Origin of the sequence: Streptomyces aureus (assembly GCF_000725495.1) — a bacterium.
Classification (GTDB): domain Bacteria; phylum Actinomycetota; class Actinomycetes; order Streptomycetales; family Streptomycetaceae; genus Streptomyces; species Streptomyces aureus_B.
The window spans coordinates 22,927-42,504 of the sequence record NZ_JNZD01000033.1; the positions used below are offsets into that span (position 1 = coordinate 22,927).

Here is a 19,578-nt window from a genome sequence, read left to right on the forward strand (position 1 = left end):
GTCCCGTGCCGGGTACATCTCGGGTGAGGGCCCCGGCTCATCTCGCGTGAAAGGCTGTGCCCGTATGCGCGCGACACCACCCCCGGAGGGCGTCACCGTGACGACGAAGGACCGAAGCCTCGAGGCGCTGGGCCTGAGCGACGTGCCCGCGAAGCAGCCCCTCACCTATCCCGGCCGCCCCACCACCGAGCCGTCCCTGCTGACCGGCGGGGAACTGCTCCAGCTGGACGTGCGGCCGCTGCGCCTCGGCGAGTGGTTCGTGGAGGAGCGCCGGGAGCAGCAGCGGCTGGACGAGGCGCTCGCCGACCGGGGGCAGGTGGGCACCGGGCTGCGCCATCCGGTCATCGCGGTCGGCTCGAACGCCTCCCCCGGGCAGGTGGCGCACAAGCTGACCCGGCTGGGCATCCCGGCGACGGTCCCGATGGTGCCGGTGCGGGTGCGCGGCATCGGCGTCGGCTGCTCGGGGCACATCAGCCCGGCGGGTTACGTGGCCGGGACCCCGTACGTGGAGCCGGCCGCCGAGACGACACTGGTGGTCACCTGGCTGGACTCGACCCAGCTGAAGGCCGTCGACGACACCGAGTTCCCCGACTACCGCCGGGCGATACTCCCCGGCGACGCGTTCACGATGACGATGCCCTCCGGGGAGCTGCTGGGCGGCGCGTACATCTACTTCAGCGCGCACGGCGTGCTCGCCGATCCCGGGTCCGGGCGGCCCCGTCCGGGCGGCGGCGACCAGTCCGAGCTGCTCGCGGCCCTGCTGGCGGATTCGGGGCGGCTGCGCGAGCTGCTCGGGCCCGACCCCGCGACCTGGGTGCGCCGCGCGGGCGGCGACCGGTCGCTGCGCGAGGCGGGCACGCTCGTCTTCGGCGAGGAGGGCTGGGTGCTGCCGCAGACCGACTTCCTGCCCTACCTCGACGAATCGGCGGAGCTGCGGCTCTACGACGATCTTCCGCCGCTGGACGATTCGCTGCCGGAGCGCCCCTGACATGTCCCGTCCGAGGGCCGGCGGCGCATTCCCTTTGCCCGCCGATCAAGAAAGACGGGTACCTGACAGAACAGGCGCACGAATCGTCGCCCTCTACTGGATCTTTCACCGGCCGATGGTCATGACTTTACCTTCCCTTGAGTGGAACCGTCGGCGCCCGGATATCCTCCTTACCCTTACGGGGGCGTGCGCCCCGACGTCCTGAACCTTTCGATGGGTGCGGAGAATGATCGAGGCAGTCGGCCTGACGAAGCGCTACGGCGCCAAGACGGCCGTGTACAACCTTTCCTTCCAGGTCCGGCCGGGTGCCGTCACCGGCTTCCTCGGGCCCAACGGCTCGGGCAAGTCGACGACGATGCGCATGATCCTCGGCCTCGACAACCCGAGCGCCGGGCACGTCACGATCGGCGGGTTCCCCTACCGCCGGCTGCCGAACGCGCCCCGCCAGGTCGGCGCGCTCCTCGACGCCAAGGCCGTCCACGGCGGCCGGAGCGCCCGCAACCACCTGCTGAGCCTGGCCCAGCTGTCGGGCATCCCGGCCCGCCGCGTGGACGAGGTGCTCGGGGTCGTCGGCCTCCAGGACGTGGCCCGAAAGCGCTCCAAGGGCTTCTCCCTCGGCATGGGCCAGCGCCTCGGCATCGCCGCCGCGCTCCTCGGCGACCCCCAGGTGCTGCTCTTCGACGAGCCGGTCAACGGCCTCGACCCCGAGGGCATCCTGTGGGTCCGCAACCTGATGAAGGCGCTGGCCGCCGAGGGCCGTACGGTCTTCGTCTCCTCGCACCTCATGAGCGAGATGGCGCTGACCGCCGACCACCTCATCGTGATCGGCCGCGGCCAGCTCCTCGCCGACCAGAGCGTCAAGGACTTCATCTCCCACAACTCGGCCGACTTCGCCCGGGTGCGCACGCCCGAGACCGAGCCGCAGCAGCGCGAGAAGCTGACCGCCGCGCTGACCGAGGCGGGCGGCCAGGTGCTGCCCGAGCAGGACGGCGCGCTGCGCGTCACCGGCCTGCCGCTCCCCCGCATCAGCGACCTCGCGCACTCCGCCGACGTGCGGCTGTGGGAGCTGTCCCCGCACCAGGCCTCGCTGGAGGAGGCGTACATGCGGATGACGCAGGGCGCCGTCGACTACCGCTCGACCGTCGACCAGAAGGCCGGACTGCAGCAGCAGCTGCCGCCGGGCGCCGTGCCGCCGCCGCAGATGCCGGTGGCGGGCCAGGGCCAGCCCGGCTGGTACCCGCCGCTGCCGCCCCAGCAGGGCGGCCAGCCCTTCGCCATGCCGCAGTCGGGCCCCTACGGCGCTCCCCCGGCCCCCGGTGCGGGCGCTCCCGGCCCCTACGGAGCTCCGGCCGCCCCCGGCGCCACGGACGCCAACCCGTACGCCCAGGCCCCCGCCGCCGCCCCGGCGCCCGCCTCCGCCCCGGCCCCGGCTCCCGCGGCCGCGCCCGAGTCCGCCCCCACGCCCGCGCCCGCCGCCGACCTGACCAAGCCCGAGGACGCCCGATGAGCACGCCCCAGCCCCCGATGCCGCAGCAGGCCGCCGCTGCCCCCGACTGGCAGGTCGCGCCCGGCACTTCGTACACCTCGCCGATCCCCGTCACCCGCACCCACCTCGGGCACGCCCTCAACTCCGAGTGGACGAAGATCAAGTCGGTGCGCTCCACGATGTGGACGCTCGGCACCTTCCTGGTCCTGGTGATCGGCATCGGCTTCCTGGTCGCCGCGCAGACCACCGGTGAGGACTTCCGCGAGACCCCGTTCACGGTGCCGGCGTTCATCGGCCTGCTGCTCGGCCAGCTCTGCATGGTCACCCTGGGAGTCCTCGTGGTCTCCTCCGAGTACGGCACCGGCATGATCCGTACGACGTTCACGGCCTCGCCGCAGCGGCACCGGGTGCTCGCCGCCAAGCTGATCATCTTCTTCGCGGTCGCGTTCACCGTCTCGGCCTGCGCGATCGGCCTCGTCGGCCTGTTCACCTCGAGCCTGCACAGCGGCGACGCGTCCCCCTCGTGGGGCGGCACCGTCTTCATGGGCGCGCTCTACGTCTCGCTGCTCGGCACGCTCTCGCTCGCCGTGGGGTCGATGCTGCGCCACTCCGCGGGCGCGATCACCACGATGCTCGGCGTCGTGCTGCTGCCCTCGATCCTGCCCGCGTTCCTGATGCTGTCCGACACCCTGCGGACGATCGGCGAGAAGATGCAGGAATACGCCCCCATCTCCTCCCTCGCCGCGGTCTTCCGGGTGGGTCCCGACGACAGCACCGGCGCCGCCCAGCTCGGCCTGCTCGCCGGGGTCGCGGCGGCGGCCGTCGTCGCCGCCTTCGTCCTCCTGGAGCGCCGGGACGTCTGACGCCCGCGTTCGTCCGGCCGTGCGGCCGGACGGGACCGAAGTCGCCTAGAACCTGGGCGCGTTACGGGACCGCTGCACCCTCGAGGTGCGGCGGTCCTTCGCGTTCCAGCAGGCCTTGTGCCAGTGCCGCCGCTCGTCGACGCCCGAGTGCTCCGGCCAGGCCACCACGTGGGGCACCCCGGAGGGGATCAACTGGTCGCAGCCGGGGCAGCGGTAGGTCTTGCCCTGCGCGCTCGCGCCCGCCACGTGACGCACGCTCCACTCCTCGCCGCCCCAGCTCTCGGTGGACTGCCAGCCGCCGTAACGGTCCGACGCGTCCTCCTCGGGGCTCCTGCCGGACGAGCCGGCGTCCTTCGGACGGTTGCGACGCGGGGACAAGGGACACCTCACGGAGCTATACAGGGAGCAGGGGCCGACACCAGCCTACGCGGGACGCACACGGGTACGCGTACTCCGCCGACCCGCGCAGATCCCCCTTCGGACCGTCCTCGGGCCGTCTTCGGACAGCCCAATTCCCAGACAATCCGCAAATCTCTCCGCAAGGCCGTGTCTTCGGCACGTGTCAGGCGGTTATGCCGGGTGGGGGAGCTCCGTGTCGGAGCCGAGGAAGCAGGAAGTTCGATGCACGTTGGAAGCTTTGTACTGGCGGCCCAGTTCCCTGGACAGGGCCAGGGCGAGGCCCTGCACCGCGCGGTGCGGTCGGCCGAGGTCGCCGAGGAGGCCGGACTGGACACGGTCTGGCTGGCGGAACACCACTTCGTGCCGTACGGGACCTGCCCGTCGGCCATCACGCTCGCCGGATATCTGCTCGGCCGCACCGAGCGGATCCGGATCGGCACCGCGGTCAGCGTGCTGCCCACCGTCCACCCGGTGGCGCTCGGCGAACAGGCCGCCCTGCTGCACCTGACGTCCGGCGGGCGCCTCTCGTTGGGGGTCGGCCGCGGCGGCCCCTGGGTCGACCTGGAGGTCTTCGGCGCGGGCCTCGCGGCGTACGAACAGGGGTTCCCCGAGTCACTCGATCTGCTGATCCGCTGGCTGCGCGAACCGTCCGTCGCCGGCACCTCCGGGCGGTTCCCGTTCCGTGAAGTCCCGGTCGTGCCACGCCCGTCGGAGGCGCTGAGCGGTGCTCCGGGCCCCGAGGTCGTCGTCGCCTGCACCTCGCCGGCGAGCGTCCGGCTCGCCGCCGAGCGCGGACTGCCGATGCTCCTGGGCATGCACGTCGGGGACGAGGAGAAGGCCGAAATGGTCGCGCTCTGGCGGCGGCACGCGCGCGCGGCGGGCCGCCCGACGGACGAGATCCAGGGCGCCGCCCATGTCTCCGCGGGCGTCTGCCAGATCGCGGACCGCAGGACCGACGCGGTCGAGACGCTCGTCAAGGCGATGCCGGGCTGGCTGAGGCAGGGGCTGGACGCCCATGTGACGGTCGACGGCCGCGCCCGCTCGATGCGGGACCCGGTGGCGTACACCGAACTGCTCTGCGGGCTGCACCCGGTGGGCACCCCGAGGCTGTGCGCCGACCGCCTCGCGGCGACCTCGGAGCGGACGGGCATCGGGCGGTTCGCGCTGCTCGTCGAGGGTTCGGGCGACCTGGCGGCGACCGAGGAGAACGTACGGCGGCTCGGGGCCGAGGTGCTGCCCCAGCTCAGGTGACCGCACGGAGACGGGCCCGGCGGGCCGGACTCGCGGGGAGCTTGCCGCCCCAGTACCAATGCACCTCCCGCGTACGGAGCGGCAAGCAATGCGGCATCAGTGCGTCAGCAGTCCCTGAACTCCGGGGACTGGTTGAGCAGCTGACTGCGGACCGAGGTGAAGCGTGCCAGTGTGTCGTCCACCGAGTCGTCCAGTGGGAACACCGCCACCCGGTGGCAGTTCTGGAAGGCCAGCCGCACTCCGAAGTGCCGCTGCAGCGCGCCGCGTATCGCGTCACTCGCGAGCGCACGCAGCAGCTGGCCACGTGCCTGCTCGTCCGGCGGAGGCGTCTGGTTGTCGGCGAACTTGCCGCCGTCCACCTTCAGCTGGGCCACCAGGGAGCTGATCATCTCCCATGCGTAGGGCAGGGAGGTCCGGACGCAGTCGACGAATTCAGCTTCATCGACCTCGCCTCGCTCGGCCTGTTGGAGTAGGGCCGGTGAGACGTCGAGCGACATGGGTACTCCTCTCGCACCCCCATACCACGGGGGTTGCCGGACAGGGACGGGGACCGCGATACCGAACACGCTGAGTACATGTATCGCGACCTCCCGTTCATACGGTAAGCATCGGCAGGTAACGGCACCAGGAGAATGGGCACATAGCGAACGCCCGGTACGCCGACTATCGGCCACGGCAGAAGAGGGAAGCTTCAGGATCAATGGGGTGACCCGCGAAAACGTCACCCGGGCCCACTCCTGGGACCCGGGGGGACGAATGGGACGAACGGCGGGATCCCTCCCCCGGCCGGACACCGCGGGCGGCCGCGGTCAGGGGACGGGAATCGCGTGCACCGCCGCCGGTCGAGTAGCGTTGCCGACCATGCGTCTCGTCATCGCCCGCTGTTCCGTGGACTACGCGGGCCGGCTCACCGCCCACCTCCCGTCGGCCCCCCGTCTGATCCTCGTGAAGGCGGACGGCAGCGTCTCCATCCACGCGGACGACCGGGCCTACAAGCCCCTCAACTGGATGTCGCCGCCCTGCACCCTGAAGGAGGGGTCCGGCGACGACGAAGGCGTCTGGACCGTCGTCAACAAGGCGGGCGAGAAGCTCATCATCACGATGGAGGAGATCCTCCACGACTCCTCGCACGAACTCGGCGTGGACCCCGGCCTGATCAAGGACGGCGTGGAAGCGCACCTCCAGGAACTGCTCGCCGACCGCATCGAGACCCTCGGCGAGGGCTACTCGCTGATCCGCCGCGAGTACATGACGGCGATCGGCCCGGTCGACATCCTGTGCCGGGACGCCGACGGGGGGACCGTCGCGGTCGAGATCAAGCGTCGCGGCGAGATCGACGGCGTCGAGCAACTCACGCGCTATCTGGAGCTGTTGAACCGCGACCCGCACCTCGCGCCGGTCCGCGGCATCTTCGCCGCCCAGGAGATCAAGCCGCAGGCCCGCGTCCTCGCGACCGACCGCGGCATCGGCTGCGCGGTGCTGGACTACGACGCCCTGCGCGGCATCGAGGACGACAAGCTGCGGCTGTTCTGAGCCCCCGGGCTTCGTATACGACGCGGGGCCGGGTCCGACGACGGACCCGGCCCCGCGTGCGTTTCGTGCGGTCCGGCCGTACGTCCGGACCGCGCGGTCACATCACGGTGCCGCCCGAGGCCGTCGCGGATCCCGACCCGGCCGACGTGTGCGCCGACGCGCCGCTCGGCACGGGGCCGCTCGCGGAGTCGGTGGTCGCCGGTGACGTCGAGGTGGAGGTCGCGGACGGCGAGGTGGACGGCGAGGGGCTCGTGGACTTCGTCGGGGTCGAGGACGGCGAGGCGCTCTGCGACTTCGTCGGGGTCGAGGACGGCCGGTGCGTGGGCCGCTTCGACGGGGACGCCGACGACGACTTCGAGGGCCTGCTCGTGGCGCTGCGCGTGCCGCTCGGCTCGCCGGAGGGCCGCGGGCTCGCCGTGGCCGAGGCCGTCGGGTCGTCCGAGGTGCCGTAGGAGCCGTCGGGGCCCGGGTCGCTGGGGGACGCCACGGCGCCGGGAGAGGAGTCGTCGCCCTTCTTCGGGGTGTCCGCGCCGAGGCTGTCGTCCTGGGCGTCCTGGGTGGCCGACGGGTTGACGCCGACCTTCTCCGTCGGCGTCCCGTTGTCGTGGTTCGAGGTCGCGCCGAGGGTCACGACGGTCCCGAGGACGGCCACGAGGAGCGTTCCCGCGCCCGCGGCCACCATGTTGCGCCGGGTGCCGGAGACCAGCCGCCCCACGACGCCCCGCGGCTTGGCCGCGGGGCCGCCGGGGCGGCCCGGGTGGCCGAGCAGCGTGACGGTCTCGCCCGACGCGTCGATGCGCGGGTGGGCGGCCGGGACGCCGCCGGGCGGCGACATCGACTCCTCGTGGCGCGCGTCGGGTATCTCCTCGCCCGCCGGGGTGCGCCCGGAGGTGAGCTGGAGGGTGCCGGAGCGGTCGGTGACCAGCGCGAGCGCGCGGCGGCCGGCGGTGGACCCGCGCTTGTCGGCGACCTCGCCGCGCATGGCGACGGAGGCCTCCAGCTCCGCCCTGGCCCGGTCCAGCTGGTGGCCGCAGAGCGCGAGGACACCCAACTCGTGGTGGAAATAGGCCTGTTCCGCCACGTCGCCGGCCAGCTCGGAGGCCTCGACGCCGAGGCGCAGGACGCGCTCCCAGGCGCTCCAGTGCAGTCCCGAGGCGAAGGCCGGGGCGGCCTTGCGGGCGAGCTGGACGGAGACGGCGTCCTCGTCCTCCTCGTCCAGCGGGGCGGTCGTGACGGGCACGAGCACGTCGAGGGCGGCCAGCACCGCGTCGGCCTCGGCGCAGACCCGCTCCGGGGTGACCGAGGGGTGCCCGGCCCACCAGGCGTAGTGGCGGGCGGCGGCCAGCGCGCTCTCCTGGAGCGTGTCCGCGTAGCCGGAGGCCTCCAGCTGGGCCTGCACCCCGGCGGCGAGCCGGTAGCGGGGGCCGACCGGGGAGACCAGCGCGCAGCCCGCGAGTTCGGCGAGCGCGGCGTCGGCGTGGGTGTCGCCCACGAGCGCGGGCAGATGGGCCTGGTGGGGCACCTCGCCGCCGAGCGCGACCGCGAAGCGCAGGGTGGCGCGCGCCGACTCGCTGAGCCGGGAGGCGAGCAGGGCCGCGGGCGCGGCGCCCTCGGCGAGGGAGGGCAGCGGCAGCTCCTGGCCGTCGCCGGCCTCGAAGCGCGCGTCGGCGGGGGCCTCCTGGAAGACCCCGTAGTCGTCGAAGGCCTCCTCTCCGGCCCGCTGCCGGTCGCGCTGCCGCAGCAGCGCCCCGGCCTGGATGAAGCGCAGGGGCAGCCCCTCGGACTCGAACCAGAGGTCGCCGGCCCAGTTGGACTCGTCCTCGGTCAGGACGCGTCCGACGGCGCGCTCCAGCAGTTCGAGGCCGCCGCTGCGGTCGAGGCCGCCGAGGGCGACCTCCTCGAGTTCGGCCTGGGCGGTGGGGGCAGGCGCGTCGGGGGTGGCGGCGATCAGGAAGGCGCACTCGGGGGTGGCGTCGAGCAGCAGGTCGAGGTCGCCGCCGCCGATCTCCGCGTCGTCGATGACGACGACGGCGCCGATCTCACGGACGAGCAGGAGCAGGTCGTCGTGGTCGGGGCGGTGCAGAGGGGCTTCGTAGACGGCGGCGAAGAGGTCGTACAGCACGTCGCTCGCGGTGCGGCCGTAGCCGGAGAGGCGGACGACGCCGTCGGGGGCGAGGTCCGCGCAGTCGTCGGCGACGGCGTCCAGCAGGACGGTGCGGCCCGATCCCGGGGGGCCGGTGAGCCGTGCCGAGCGCCCGCGCGCGAGGAGGCGTACGAGCCGCTCACGCTCCTCCTCGCGTTCGAGGAGCGGCAGCCGGGGCCGGGCCGGTCCGGGCGGGGCGGGGGGTGTCGCGGCGCGGGCCAGTTCGGCGCGGGCGGCGGGGTCGTGCTTGACCGGCGGCCGGGGCCGCTCGTGCGGCGGGCAGTTCTCGATCTCGCTGCCGTCGACGGGGTTGACGGTCAGCGCGAATTCGCCGGTGACGAGCCTGACCGTGCGGACGGGCGCGGGTTTGTGCTGGCCGAGGTCGGCCGCGAGCGGGTCGCGCGGCGGGCGCGGACGAGACACCTGGCCGTCGTCCTCGTGGCCGTACTCCTCGGATCCCCGGTTGATCGGGTCCATGTTCCAAGCCCCCCAAAAGCGTCGTGTGCCGATGCCCTCCCGGCCTGGCTGCACAGCGCTTGGTCGCTTCTGGTCCGGTGCCCGCTCGTAGGGTTTCGGTCGGCGGGCAGCCGAACCCTAAACCTTCGCACAGTATTCAGGAACAGGCGGGGTACCGCGCCGTCCGAACCGTCACAGCTTCATGAGGATTGTGCACGTGGCGGGCCGAATGCGCCGGTCGGGGCGCGTACGCCGTCGCGCACGCGGAGCGATGAGGAGCGCGCCCGGGTCAGACCCGGGGCAGGGACTCGACCCCGATGCCGCCCTCGATCGCCAGGATCCGGTGCAGCCGGGTGGCCACCAGCAGGCGCTGCATCTGGGCCGGCACGCCGCGCAGCACGAGCCGCCGGCCGCACCTCCCGGCGCGTCGGTGGGCCCCCATGATCACGCCGAGCCCGGTCGCGTCCCAGGAGTCCAGCTCCGACAGGTCCAGCACCAGGTCTCCGGCTCCGTCGTCGACGGCCGAGTGCAGGACTGTACGGGCGTCCGCCGCGCTGCGTACGTCGAGGCGGCCCCCGACGACCAGTTCGGCGTGGTCGCCCCTGATGTACATATGCGCTCCCCGAGAATCTGTCTCGTAACTCCGCGTGTGTCTGTTTCCGCGTCTTCGCGTCTGCATGTTGTGCATGGACTGACTGCCTGAGGGCCCCGGAGGTTGCCGTCTGTAAGCGAACCGATACCGAATTCACCTCATGGAGTGACATCCGGAGGTGCGCACGGTGTCCGTGGCACATGCGGCGGCCGGGGTCCCGGCCGCCGCATGATCGTTCAGTGCTTGTAGAAGCCCTGCCCGCTCTTGCGCCCGATGTCACCGGCGTCAACCATCCGGCGCATCAGCTCCGGCGGGGCGAACTTCTCGTCCTGGGTCTCGGTGTAGATGTTGCCGGTGGCGTGCAGCAGGATGTCGACGCCCGTGAGGTCGGCGGTGGCCAGCGGCCCCATGGCGTGGCCGAAGCCCAGCCGGCAGGCGAGGTCGATGTCCTCGGCGGTGGCCACGCCCGACTCGTACAGCTTCGTCGCCTCGACGACGAGGGCCGAGATGAGACGGGTGGTGACGAAGCCGGCGACGTCGCGGTTGACGACGATGCAGGTCTTGCCGACCGACTCGCTGAACTCCCGTGCGCGGGCGAGGGTTTCGTCGCTGGTCTTGTAGCCGCGGACCAGCTCGACGAGCTGCATCATCGGGACCGGCGAGAAGAAGTGCACGCCGACGACCCGCTCCGGGTGCTCCGTGGCCGCCGCGATCTTGGTGATCGGGATCGCGGAGGTGTTGGAGGCCAGCACGGCGTCGGGGCGGACGATCTTGTCGAGCGCCCGGAAGATCTCGTGCTTGACCTCGAGCTTCTCGAAGACCGCCTCGACGACGATGTCCGCGTCGGCGGCGGCGTCCAGGTCGGTGGTCGCCGTGATGCGCGCGATCGCGGCGTCCGCGTCGGCGGCTTCGAGCTTGCCCTTGCTCACGAACTTGTCGTACGACGCCCTGATGCCGTCGAGGCCGCGGTTCAGCGCCTCGTCGGTGACATCGCGCAGAACGACGTCCCAGCCCGCCTGCGCGGAGACCTGGGCGATTCCGGACCCCATCAGTCCGGCTCCGATGACGGCAAGCTTCCCAGCCACTCAGACTCCCTTAACACGCTGCTTGTGTATGCCTCTTCGGCGGAGAGTAGCGTTCGGAAGGGGGCGTGAAACCCGTAAGTAACGCGTGTCACGGTCTCAGGGCGTGAGACACCCGTCACGTCCGGTCCGGGGTGCCGACGGGCCGGGCCGTCACTCCGCCCGTACGGCGTAGCCGCGGACCTTCGGGCTCAGCAGCTCCTCGATCTCGTCGAGCAGGACGAGCACCTCGCGCGAGACCTCGCCGGGGGCGCGGCCCGCCCTCATCTCGCGGGCGATGACCTTCGCGACCGTCTGGTATGCCCAGTCGATCTGGCCCGCGACGAGGCCGGGCAGCGGGTCTCCGGGCGGCGCGCCGGTCTCCTCGCGCAGGGCCTCCTCCAGGTTCTCCAGCGCCTCCTGGCCGATCTCCCACAGCCGCGAGCGGAGCGCGGGGGCCTCGTCGACGACCTGGAGGAAGCGGGCGGTCCCGGTGGCGAGGCCGATCCGGGGCGAGGCCGCCTCCACCTCCTCGCGCAGCTCGCGCAGGACGGCGTCCGCGGCCGACTCGCCCTTCGCGCGGCCGCGCACCCAGCGGGCCGACCGCTCCACCAGCGCGGCGGAGCGGTCGAGGAAGAGGTCCTCCTTGGCCGGGAAGTAGTTGTAGACGGTGTTCACGGAGACGTTCGCGGCCTCGGCGACCTCCGCGACCTTCACCGCGTCGAAGCCCCGCTCCAGGAACAGGCCCGTGGCGACATCGGAGATGTACTGCCGGGTCTGCCGCTTCTTCCGCTCCCTGAGCCCCTCGGTCATGAACGCATCGTAGCCCTCGCTGGAGCTTCTGAATTTTTGGAGTCATTGCAAATTTTCAGTGACTCTGTTTTTCTGGGGCCATGGCAATCATCAGTACGGCCGGTCTGGCCCGTACCTTCGCGACGAAGCGGGGCCCGGTCGAGGCGGTGCGCGGGATCGACCTCACGGTGCGGCCCGGCGAGATCCTCGGCCTCCTCGGCCCGAACGGCGCGGGCAAGACCACCACCCTCAAGATGCTCACCACCCTGCTCGCCCCCACCGGCGGCGCGGCGACGGTCGCGGGCTGCGACCTGGTCACCGACCCGGCCGGGGTGCGCCGCGCCTGCGGCTACGTGGCCCAGTCGGGCGGCGTCGACCCGCAGGTGACGGTGCGGGAGGAACTCCTCACCCAGGGACGGCTGTACCGGCTGTCGAGGCCGCGGGCGGCCGCGCGGGCCGCGGACCTGGCCGAGGAGCTCGGCCTCGCCGACGTCCTTGACCGCAGGACCGCCGCGCTCTCCGGCGGCCAGCGGCGGCGCCTGGACCTCGCCCTCGGCCTCGTCCACCGTCCCGAGGTGCTCTTCCTCGACGAACCGACCACCGGGCTCGACCCCGGCAGCCGCGCCGGACTGTGGGACCTCGTCCGCCGGCTGCGCGACACCCACGGCACCACGGTCTTCCTCACCACCCACCACCTCGACGAGGCGGACGCGCTCGCCGACCGGATCGTGATCGTCGACCGGGGAGTCGTGGCCGCCGACGGCACGCCGGCCGCGCTGAAGCTGGCCCACTGCGGCTCCCTCGACGCGACCCTCCAGGACACCTTCCTCGCCGTCACCGGCCGCGGCCCCGCGCCCGCCGCCGCCCCCACCGCCGTTTAGGACGGAGCCGCCGATGCTCGTGCACGACACCGCCCTGATCTTCGGGCGCTACGCCCGCCAGACCCTGCGTTCGCGTCTCGCGATGTTCTTCGGGGTCCTCGCGCCGCTGCTCCACCTGCTCTTCTTCGGCCCGCTCCTGACCCGGCTGCCGCTCGGTGCCCGGGGCTCCTCCTGGCAGATCCTGGTCCCCGGCCTGCTGCTCCAACTGGCCCTGTTCGGCGCCGCGTTCTCAGGGTTCTCGGTCATCGTCGAGAAGAACCTGGGCGTCGTGGACCGGATGCGGGCCACCCCCGTGAGCCGGCTCGCGCTGCTGCTGGGCCGCGTCCTGCGCGACGCCGTCGTCCTGGTCCTGCAGTCGGTGCTGTTGGTCCTGGCGGCACTGGTGATGGGCCTGCGCGCGCCGCTCGCCGGCGTCCTGGCCGGCTTCGCCTTCGTGGGCCTGCTGGCCGTCTCGCTCGCCTCGTTGTCCTGTTCACTGGCCCTGCGCGTGGGCACGCCCCAGGAATTCGGGCCGACCGTCAACGCGCTCACGGTGCCGTCCATGCTGCTGTCGGGCCTGATGCTGCCGATGGCGCTCGCCCCGGGCTGGCTGGACGTCCTCTCGCACCTCACGCCGCTGCGCTACCTGGTCGACGCGGTGCGCGACGCCTACACGGGCTCGTACGCCACCTCCCACATGCTGTACGGGGTGCTGGTGGCCCTCGGCCTCGCCGCGGTGTCCGTGACGGTGGGCACACGGGCGTTCCGCGGGGCGAAAGCGTAATTAGGCTGGCCCCATGGTCAATCTGACGCGCATCTACACCAGGACCGGCGACCAGGGCACCACCGCCCTCGGGGACATGAGCAGGGTCGCCAAGACCGATCTGCGGATCTCGGCGTACGCCGACGCCAACGAGGCGAACGCGGTGATCGGGACGGCGATCGCGCTCGGCGGCCTGGAGGACGAGGTCGTCGCGGTCCTCACCCGGGTCCAGAACGACCTGTTCGACGTGGGCGCGGACCTGTCGACGCCGGTGGTCGAGGACCCCAAGTACCCGCCGCTGCGGGTGGAGCAGTTCTACGTCGACCGGCTGGAGGCGGACTGCGACCTGTTCAACGAGCGGCTGGAGAAGCTCCGCTCGTTCATCCTGCCCGGCGGCACCGCCGGCGCGGCGCTCCTGCACCAGGCGTGCACGGTCGTGCGCCGGGCCGAGCGCTCGACCTGGGCGGCGCTGGAGGTCCACGGCGAGGCGATGAACCCGCTCACCGCCACCTACCTCAACCGGCTCTCGGACCTCCTGTTCATCCTGGCCCGTACGGCGAACAAGGACACCGGGGACGTGCTGTGGGTCCCCGGCGGGGAACGCTGAGCACCCGCCGGCCCCACTGACCCCACCCGCACTCACAGCACCAGCAGCACCGAACGAAGGGCGTCCGCGCCGGGCTCGAAGGATTCTTCGAGCCCGCCGCCGCGGGCGCCCTTCCCCGTTCCCGCCGAGAGCCCCCGCGGACCTCGGACAGGGACGTGAAGGCCCACGTCAACCGCCTACCGGACCGTCAGAACCCGATCATCACGCTCCAATACGCCGTGCGCTCAACGGAGTTGAGATGCCATCACGAGAGCGAAACAGTGGTCCAGACCTATTGACCTGTGGTCCAGACCTTCCTATTCTCACGGCACCGTGGGCGTGAAGGCTCAGTCACGCCCCTTCCTCCCCCAACTCCCCCGAGGAGGCGCGGAATGCGCTTCAGACAACGAGCGACGGCAGGGCTGGCCACTCTGCTGCTCCCCCTGGCCGGCCTGGTCGGACTCGCGAGTCCCGCCCACGCCGCCGACAGCGCGACCGCCACGTACGCCAAGACCCAGGACTGGGGCACCGGCTTCGAAGGCAAGTGGACCGTCAAGAACACCGGTACCACCGCCATCAGTTCGTGGACCATCCAGTGGGACTTCCCCTCCGGAACCTCTGTCACCTCGGCCTGGGACGCGGACGTCACCAGCTCCGGGAACCACTGGACCGCCAAGAACAAGTCCTACAACGGGTCCCTCGCCGCGGGTGCCTCCGTCTCCTTCGGCTTCAACGGCTCGGGCTCCGGCTCCCCGTCGAACTGCACCCTGAACGGCGGCAGCTGCGACGGCGGCACCACCGTCCCCGGTGACAGCGCCCCCTCCGCGCCGGGCACCCCCACCGCCTCCTCGATCACCGACACCTCGGTGAAGCTCTCCTGGAGCGCGGCCACCGATGACAAGGGCGTCAAGAACTACGACGTCCTGCGCGGCGGCACCAAGGTCGCGACCGTGACGACGACCTCGTACACGGACACCGGCCTGACCGCCGGCACCGACTACTCGTACACCGTCCAGGCCCGTGACACCGCCGACCAGACCGGTCCGGTCAGCGGCTCGGTCGCCGTCCACACCACCGGCGGCACCACCGACCCGCCGCCCAGCGGCAAGAACGTCAAGCTCGGCTACTTCACCGAGTGGGGCATCTACGGCCGCAACTACAACGTCAAGAACCTCGTGACGTCGGGCTCGGCCGCCAAGATCACGCACATCAACTACGCCTTCGGCAACGTGACCAACGGCCAGTGCGCGATCGGCGACTCCTACGCCGACTACGACAAGGCCTTCACCGCCGACCAGTCGGTCAGCGGCGTCGCCGACACGTGGGACCAGCCGCTGCGCGGCAACTTCAACCAGCTCCGCGAGCTGAAGGCCAAGTACCCGAACATCAAGGTGCTGTGGTCCTTCGGCGGCTGGACCTGGTCCGGCGGCTTCGCCCAGGCGGCCGCCAACCCGACCGCGTTCGCCAACTCCTGCTACAACCTGGTCGAGGACCCGCGTTGGGCCGACGTCTTCGACGGCATCGACATCGACTGGGAGTACCCGAACGCCTGCGGTCTGTCCTGTGACACCAGCGGTGCCGCGGCCTACAAGAACCTGATGCAGGCCCTGCGCGCCAAGTTCGGCTCGAACAACCTCGTCACCGCGGCCACCACGGCCGACGGCACCTCGGGTGGCAAGATCGACGCCGCCGACTACGCGGGCGCCTCGCAGTACGTCGACTGGTACAACGTGATGTCGTACGACTTCTTCGGCGCGTTCAACGCCCAGGGCCCGACCGCCCCGCACTCCCCGCTCACCTCCTACAGCGGCATCCCGACGCCCGGCTTCACCACCGCCGACGCGATCGCCAAGTTCAAGGCGAAGGGCGTGCCCGCGAGCAAGCTGCTCATCGGCATCGGCTTCTACGGCCGCGGCTGGACCGGCGTCACCCAGTCCGCGCCCGGCGGCACGGCCACCGGCCCCGCCGCCGGTACCTACGAGCAGGGCATCGAGGACTACAAGGTCCTCAAGACGTCCTGCCCCTCCACCGGCCTGGTCGCCGGCACGGCGTACGCCTACTGCGGCAACAACTGGTGGTCGTACGACACCCCCGCCACCATCGGGACGAAGATGTCGTGGGCCAAGAGCCAGGGCCTGGGCGGCGCCTTCTTCTGGGAGTTCAGCGGTGACACCAGCAATGGTGAACTGGTCAGCGCCATCAACAGCGGCCTGAGCTGATCACCGGCCCGGCCTGAACCCCGATCCACCACGCAAGAGAACCGCGGGCAGACCTCAGGGTCTGTCCGCGGTTCGCTGTTCCGGGGGGCTCAGGCTCAGGTGACGTTCACCCTCCCCCAACCGCTACGCGACGTTCACCCGTTGTCCGGGCGGGGCGGCCTCCAGCCAGGCCAGGAAACCGGTCAGCGCGTCCTCGCTCATCGCCAGTTCGAGCCGGGTGCCGCGGTGCAGACAGGCCAGGATGATCGCGTCGGAGAGCAGCGCGAGCTCCTCCTCGCCCTCGGCCGCGCGGCGGCCGGCCACCTCGATGGCCGAGCGCTCGAGCAGACGGCGCGGGCGGGGCGCGTACGAGAAGACGCGGTACCACTCGACCCGGTCGCCGTTGTAGCGGGCCACCCCGTAGCTCCAGCCCTTGCCGCTGGGGTCACCCTTCTCGGGGACGTCCCAGCGCAGGCTGCAGTCGAACGTTCCGCCGGAACGCTGGATGAGCCGGCGGCGGAGGCCGAAGACGAACAGCCCCACCACCACGAGCGCCACTACCACTCCGCACACAGTCAGAGCGAGGACCATCGACACCGACCTCCTCGTCTCCTAGGTAACGGAAAAGAAAAAACATCCGGATTTGCCTCAGCCGCGGCCAGGGCCGGAGTGATCCGGTCCCAGCCGCGGCTGAGTCAAAGCCTTGCACAGTGCTCCCCCGACGCTTGCGCGGCCGGGGTCGCACCGATGGTCAGCGGGTCGCCACCGCACGCAGACGGACGTCCGCGCGACGCTCGGCGGACGCGTCCGCGTCCGACTTCGCGCGCTCGAGCGCCCGCTCCGCACGCTGGACGTCGATCTCGTCCGACAGCTCGGCGATCTCGGCCAGCAGCGACAGCTTGTTGTCGGCGAACGAGATGAAACCGCCGTGCACAGCGGCGACGACCGTTCCACCGTCACTCGTACGAATGGTCACCGGGCCCGACTCCAGCACACCGAGAAGCGGCTGGTGACCGGGCATGACGCCGATGTCGCCGGACGTGGTACGCGCGACGACCAGGGTGGCCTCGCCGGACCAGACACTGCGGTCCGCGGCGACGAGCTCGACGTGCAGCTCAGCAGCCAAGGTGGGCTCCTCGGGTCACCACCCGGCGTTGCTGCCGGGTGTTGGGTCAAAGTCTAGTAGGCGTACGGAGGGGGAAGGACCGCACCCCGCAAGGTGTGGTCCCGCCCCCTCACTTCAGAACCGAGGTTCAGGAGACGCCGAGCTCCTTGGCGTTGGCCTTCAGGTCCTCGATGCCACCGCAGAGGAAGAACGCCTGCTCCGGGAAGTGGTCGTACTCACCGTCGATGATCGCGTTGAAGGCCGCGATCGACTCGTCCAGCGGGACGTCCGACCCGTCGACGCCGGTGAACTGCTTGGCGACGTGGGTGTTCTGGGACAGGAAGCGCTCCACGCGACGGGCACGGTGGACGGTGAGCTTGTCCTCCTCGCCCAGCTCGTCGATACCGAGGATCGCGATGATGTCCTGAAGGTCCTTGTACTTCTGAAGAACCGACTTGACGCGCATCGCGGCCGCGTAGTGGTCCGCCGCGATGTAGCGGGGGTCCAGGATGCGGGACGTGGAGTCCAGCGGGTCCACGGCCGGGTAGATGCCCTTCTCGGAGATCGGACGGGAGAGAACCGTCGTCGCGTCGAGGTGGGCGAACGTGGTGGCCGGGGCCGGGTCGGTCAGGTCGTCCGCGGGGACGTAGATCGCCTGCATCGAGGTGATCGAGTGACCACGGGTCGAGGTGATGCGCTCCTGGAGGAGACCCATCTCGTCGGCCAGGTTCGGCTGGTAACCCACCGCGGAGGGCATACGGCCGAGCAGGGTCGAGACCTCGGAACCGGCCTGCGTGAAGCGGAAGATGTTGTCCACGAAGAACAGCACGTCCTGCTTCTGCACATCGCGGAAGTACTCCGCCATGGTCAGACCCGCGAGGGCCACGCGCAGACGGGTGCCCGGGGGCTCGTCCATCTGGCCGAAGACAAGGGCGGTCTTGTCGATGACGCCCGAGTCCGCCATCTCCTCGATGAGGTCGTTGCCCTCACGCGTGCGCTCGCCGACACCGGCGAACACGGAGACACCGTCGTGGTTGTTGGCGACGCGGTAGATCATCTCCTGGATGAGCACCGTCTTGCCGACGCCGGCACCACCGAACAGACCGATCTTTCCACCCTTGACGTACGGGGTGAGAAGGTCGATGACCTTGACGCCGGTCTCGAACATCTCGGTCTTCGACTCGAGCTCGTCGAAGCGCGGGGCCTTGCGGTGGATGGACCAGCGCTCGCCCGAGTACTTCTCGTCCGAGTTCAGCACCTCACCGAGGGTGTTGAACACCTTGCCCTTGGTGAAGTCGCCGACCGGGACGGTGATGCCCGTGCCCGAGTCGGTGACCGGGGCCTGGCGGACCAGACCGTCGGTGGGCTGCATGGAGATCGTGCGGACCAGGCCGTCACCCAGGTGCTGGGCGACTTCCAGGGTCAGCGTCTTCTTCTCGCCGGCGTTGGCCGGGTCGGCCACCTCAACGTGAAGGGCGTTGTAGATGTCCGGCATCGCGTCGACGGGGAACTCCACGTCGACGACCGGGCCGATGACCCGGGCGACGCGGCCCGTGGCAACGGCCGTCTCAGAAGTCGTCGTCATTACTTGTCACTCCCCGCGGTCGCGTCGGCAAGGGCTGCGGAGCCGCCGACGATCTCGCTGATTTCCTGGGTGATTTCGGCCTGGCGGGCCGCATTGGCAAGGCGGGAGAGCGAGGTGATCAGGTCTCCCGCGTTGTCGGTGGCCGACTTCATCGCGCGGCGCGTGGCGGCGTGCTTGGAGGCAGCCGACTGGAGCAGCGCGTTGTAGATACGGCTCTCGACGTAGCGCGGCAGCAGGGCGTCAAGGACGTCCTCCGCCGACGGCTCGAACTCGTACAGCGGAAGGATCTCGCCCTTGGGCGCCTCCTCCGCAACCTCTTCGAGGCGAAGCGGCAGCAGCCGGCCGTCGATGGCCGTCTGCGTCATCATCGAGACGAACTCGGTGTAGACGATGTGGAGTTCATCCACTCCGCCGTCCGCCGTGTCCTTCTCGATCGCCTCGATCAGCGGACCCGCGACGTTCTTCGCGTCCGCGTAGGTGGGCTCGTCGGTGAAGCCCGACCACGATTCCACGACCTTGCGCTCGCGGAAGTTGTAGTGAGCCAGACCGCGGCGGCCGACGATGTAGGTGTCGACCTCCTTGCCCTCGGCCACGAGACGGGCGGTCAGCAGCTCCGCCGCCTTGATGGCGTTGGAGTTGAAGGCGCCGGCCAGTCCGCGGTCGCTCGTGAGGAGCAGCACCGCGGAACGGGTCGCCGTCTCCGCCTCCGTGGTCAGCGGGTGCTTGGTGTTCGAACCGGTGCCGACCGCCGTGACCGCGCGCGTGAGCTCGGTCGCGTAGGGCGCGGAGGCCGCCACCTTGCGCTGCGCCTTGACGACGCGCGAGGCGGCGATCATCTCCATCGCCTTGGTGATCTTCTTGGTCGCGGTGACGGATCGGATGCGACGCTTGTAGACCCGGAGCTGGGCTCCCATGAG

At 71.1% G+C, this 19,578-nt stretch carries 19 protein-coding genes; 9 read left to right on the forward strand and 10 right to left on the reverse strand.

All coding sequences use genetic code 11. The features are described 5' to 3' along the window. Positions 1-64: 64 nt before the first annotated feature. From IO36_RS31770 to IO36_RS31780, 3 genes are all read left to right on the forward strand, one after another. Positions 65-988: a hypothetical protein gene (locus tag IO36_RS31770; RefSeq protein WP_051901100.1), complete on the forward strand. Its 924-nt coding sequence runs from the start codon at positions 65-67 to the stop codon at positions 986-988. A 226-nt stretch (positions 989-1,214) separates the two neighbouring features. Further along, the gene (locus IO36_RS31775) at positions 1,215-2,495 is read left to right on the forward strand and encodes an ABC transporter ATP-binding protein (RefSeq protein WP_037624904.1); all 1,281 of its coding nucleotides are present in this window, start codon (positions 1,215-1,217) and stop codon (positions 2,493-2,495) included. Further along, the gene (locus IO36_RS31780) at positions 2,492-3,337 is read left to right on the forward strand and encodes an ABC transporter permease (protein WP_037624906.1); all 846 of its coding nucleotides are present in this window, start codon (positions 2,492-2,494) and stop codon (positions 3,335-3,337) included. Before IO36_RS31775 ends, IO36_RS31780 begins: the two co-directional genes overlap by 4 nt. A 45-nt stretch (positions 3,338-3,382) precedes the next feature. On the opposite strand, the gene IO36_RS31785 is transcribed toward IO36_RS31780, so the two are convergent. Then, the gene (locus tag IO36_RS31785; protein WP_037624908.1) at positions 3,383-3,715 is read right to left on the reverse strand and encodes a hypothetical protein; all 333 of its coding nucleotides are present in this window, start codon (positions 3,713-3,715) and stop codon (positions 3,383-3,385) included. A gap of 243 nt (positions 3,716-3,958) precedes the next feature. Here IO36_RS31785 and IO36_RS31790 point away from each other — a divergent pair, with 243 nt between their 5' ends. After that, positions 3,959-4,987: an LLM class flavin-dependent oxidoreductase gene (locus IO36_RS31790; RefSeq protein ID WP_037624910.1), complete on the forward strand. Its 1,029-nt coding sequence runs from the start codon at positions 3,959-3,961 to the stop codon at positions 4,985-4,987. 104 nt (positions 4,988-5,091) lie between these two features. Here IO36_RS31790 and IO36_RS31795 read toward each other — a convergent pair whose 3' ends face one another. After that, positions 5,092-5,484 carry an SCO5389 family protein gene (locus tag IO36_RS31795; protein WP_037624912.1) on the reverse strand — a complete coding sequence of 131 codons (393 nt, stop codon included), beginning with the start codon at positions 5,482-5,484 and terminating at the stop codon, positions 5,092-5,094. A gap of 364 nt (positions 5,485-5,848) precedes the next feature. Between IO36_RS31795 and nucS the strand changes: the two genes are divergently transcribed. Further along, positions 5,849-6,520, forward strand: coding sequence for an endonuclease NucS (gene nucS, locus IO36_RS31800; protein WP_037624978.1), 672 nt, complete (start codon positions 5,849-5,851; stop codon positions 6,518-6,520). A gap of 97 nt (positions 6,521-6,617) precedes the next feature. Here the strand turns inward: nucS and IO36_RS31805 are convergent, their stop codons facing one another. The 4 genes from IO36_RS31805 to IO36_RS31820 form a co-directional block, all read right to left on the reverse strand. Beyond that, positions 6,618-9,140, reverse strand: coding sequence for an ATP-binding protein (locus IO36_RS31805; protein WP_037624914.1), 2,523 nt, complete (start codon positions 9,138-9,140; stop codon positions 6,618-6,620). Between the two features lie 268 nt (positions 9,141-9,408). Next, the gene (locus IO36_RS31810; protein ID WP_037624916.1) at positions 9,409-9,732 is read right to left on the reverse strand and encodes an STAS domain-containing protein; all 324 of its coding nucleotides are present in this window, start codon (positions 9,730-9,732) and stop codon (positions 9,409-9,411) included. 215 nt (positions 9,733-9,947) lie between these two features. Beyond that, positions 9,948-10,796 carry a 3-hydroxyacyl-CoA dehydrogenase family protein gene (locus tag IO36_RS31815; RefSeq protein ID WP_037624918.1) on the reverse strand — a complete coding sequence of 283 codons (849 nt, stop codon included), beginning with the start codon at positions 10,794-10,796 and terminating at the stop codon, positions 9,948-9,950. 150 nt (positions 10,797-10,946) lie between these two features. Then, entirely contained in the window at positions 10,947-11,585 is a 639-nt protein-coding gene (locus IO36_RS31820; protein WP_037624920.1) for a TetR/AcrR family transcriptional regulator, read from the reverse strand. Between the two features lie 80 nt (positions 11,586-11,665). On the opposite strand from IO36_RS31820, the gene IO36_RS31825 reads away from it, so the two are divergent. The 4 genes from IO36_RS31825 to IO36_RS31840 all read left to right on the forward strand — a co-directional run bounded on the left by IO36_RS31825 (position 11,666) and on the right by IO36_RS31840 (position 15,992). After that, complete coding sequence (locus IO36_RS31825) at positions 11,666-12,445, forward strand: ABC transporter ATP-binding protein (RefSeq protein WP_037624922.1); 780 nt, start codon at positions 11,666-11,668, stop codon at positions 12,443-12,445. 13 nt (positions 12,446-12,458) lie between these two features. After that, positions 12,459-13,208, forward strand: coding sequence for an ABC transporter permease (locus IO36_RS31830; protein WP_037624924.1), 750 nt, complete (start codon positions 12,459-12,461; stop codon positions 13,206-13,208). Positions 13,209-13,221: 13 nt separating this feature from the next. Next, positions 13,222-13,794: a cob(I)yrinic acid a,c-diamide adenosyltransferase gene (locus tag IO36_RS31835; protein WP_037624926.1), complete on the forward strand. Its 573-nt coding sequence runs from the start codon at positions 13,222-13,224 to the stop codon at positions 13,792-13,794. Positions 13,795-14,165: 371 nt separating this feature from the next. Then, a complete protein-coding gene (locus IO36_RS31840) occupies positions 14,166-15,992 on the forward strand; it encodes a glycoside hydrolase family 18 chitinase (protein ID WP_037624928.1) in 1,827 nt (608 codons plus the stop codon). Positions 15,993-16,115: 123 nt separating this feature from the next. Here the strand turns inward: IO36_RS31840 and IO36_RS31845 are convergent, their stop codons facing one another. The 4 genes from IO36_RS31845 to IO36_RS31860 form a co-directional block, all read right to left on the reverse strand. Then, positions 16,116-16,562 (reverse strand): DUF2550 domain-containing protein, encoded by a 447-nt coding sequence (locus IO36_RS31845; RefSeq protein WP_037624930.1) that lies wholly within the window; start codon positions 16,560-16,562, stop codon positions 16,116-16,118. A gap of 160 nt (positions 16,563-16,722) precedes the next feature. Then, positions 16,723-17,097, reverse strand: coding sequence for a F0F1 ATP synthase subunit epsilon (locus IO36_RS31850; protein ID WP_037624931.1), 375 nt, complete (start codon positions 17,095-17,097; stop codon positions 16,723-16,725). 127 nt (positions 17,098-17,224) lie between these two features. Next, positions 17,225-18,661 (reverse strand): F0F1 ATP synthase subunit beta, encoded by a 1,437-nt coding sequence (gene atpD, locus IO36_RS31855; protein WP_037624933.1) that lies wholly within the window; start codon positions 18,659-18,661, stop codon positions 17,225-17,227. Continuing rightward, complete coding sequence (locus IO36_RS31860; RefSeq protein ID WP_037624936.1) at positions 18,661-19,575, reverse strand: F0F1 ATP synthase subunit gamma; 915 nt, start codon at positions 19,573-19,575, stop codon at positions 18,661-18,663. Before IO36_RS31860 ends, atpD begins: the two co-directional genes overlap by 1 nt. Positions 19,576-19,578 lie beyond the last annotated feature (3 nt).

Excerpts from the sequence above, each read along its gene's own strand:
- atpD (WP_037624933.1), bottom strand. The coding sequence starts at position 18,661 with ATGACGACGACTTCTGAGACGGCCGTTGCCACGGGCCGCGTCGCCCGG.
- IO36_RS31845 (WP_037624930.1), bottom strand. The coding sequence starts at position 16,562 with ATGGTCCTCGCTCTGACTGTGTGCGGAGTGGTAGTGGCGCTCGTGGTG.
- IO36_RS31820 (WP_037624920.1), bottom strand. The coding sequence starts at position 11,585 with ATGACCGAGGGGCTCAGGGAGCGGAAGAAGCGGCAGACCCGGCAGTAC.
- IO36_RS31805 (WP_037624914.1), bottom strand. The coding sequence starts at position 9,140 with ATGGACCCGATCAACCGGGGATCCGAGGAGTACGGCCACGAGGACGAC.
- IO36_RS31840 (WP_037624928.1), top strand. The coding sequence starts at position 14,166 with ATGCGCTTCAGACAACGAGCGACGGCAGGGCTGGCCACTCTGCTGCTC.
- IO36_RS31770 (WP_051901100.1), top strand. The coding sequence starts at position 65 with ATGCGCGCGACACCACCCCCGGAGGGCGTCACCGTGACGACGAAGGAC.
- nucS (WP_037624978.1), top strand. The coding sequence starts at position 5,849 with ATGCGTCTCGTCATCGCCCGCTGTTCCGTGGACTACGCGGGCCGGCTC.
- IO36_RS31780 (WP_037624906.1), top strand. The coding sequence starts at position 2,492 with ATGAGCACGCCCCAGCCCCCGATGCCGCAGCAGGCCGCCGCTGCCCCC.
- IO36_RS31830 (WP_037624924.1), top strand. The coding sequence starts at position 12,459 with ATGCTCGTGCACGACACCGCCCTGATCTTCGGGCGCTACGCCCGCCAG.
- IO36_RS31810 (WP_037624916.1), bottom strand. The coding sequence starts at position 9,732 with ATGTACATCAGGGGCGACCACGCCGAACTGGTCGTCGGGGGCCGCCTC.
- IO36_RS31790 (WP_037624910.1), top strand. The coding sequence starts at position 3,959 with ATGCACGTTGGAAGCTTTGTACTGGCGGCCCAGTTCCCTGGACAGGGC.
- IO36_RS31795 (WP_037624912.1), bottom strand. The coding sequence starts at position 5,484 with ATGTCGCTCGACGTCTCACCGGCCCTACTCCAACAGGCCGAGCGAGGC.
- IO36_RS31860 (WP_037624936.1), bottom strand. The coding sequence starts at position 19,575 with ATGGGAGCCCAGCTCCGGGTCTACAAGCGTCGCATCCGATCCGTCACC.
- IO36_RS31825 (WP_037624922.1), top strand. The coding sequence starts at position 11,666 with ATGGCAATCATCAGTACGGCCGGTCTGGCCCGTACCTTCGCGACGAAG.
- IO36_RS31835 (WP_037624926.1), top strand. The coding sequence starts at position 13,222 with ATGGTCAATCTGACGCGCATCTACACCAGGACCGGCGACCAGGGCACC.
- IO36_RS31775 (WP_037624904.1), top strand. The coding sequence starts at position 1,215 with ATGATCGAGGCAGTCGGCCTGACGAAGCGCTACGGCGCCAAGACGGCC.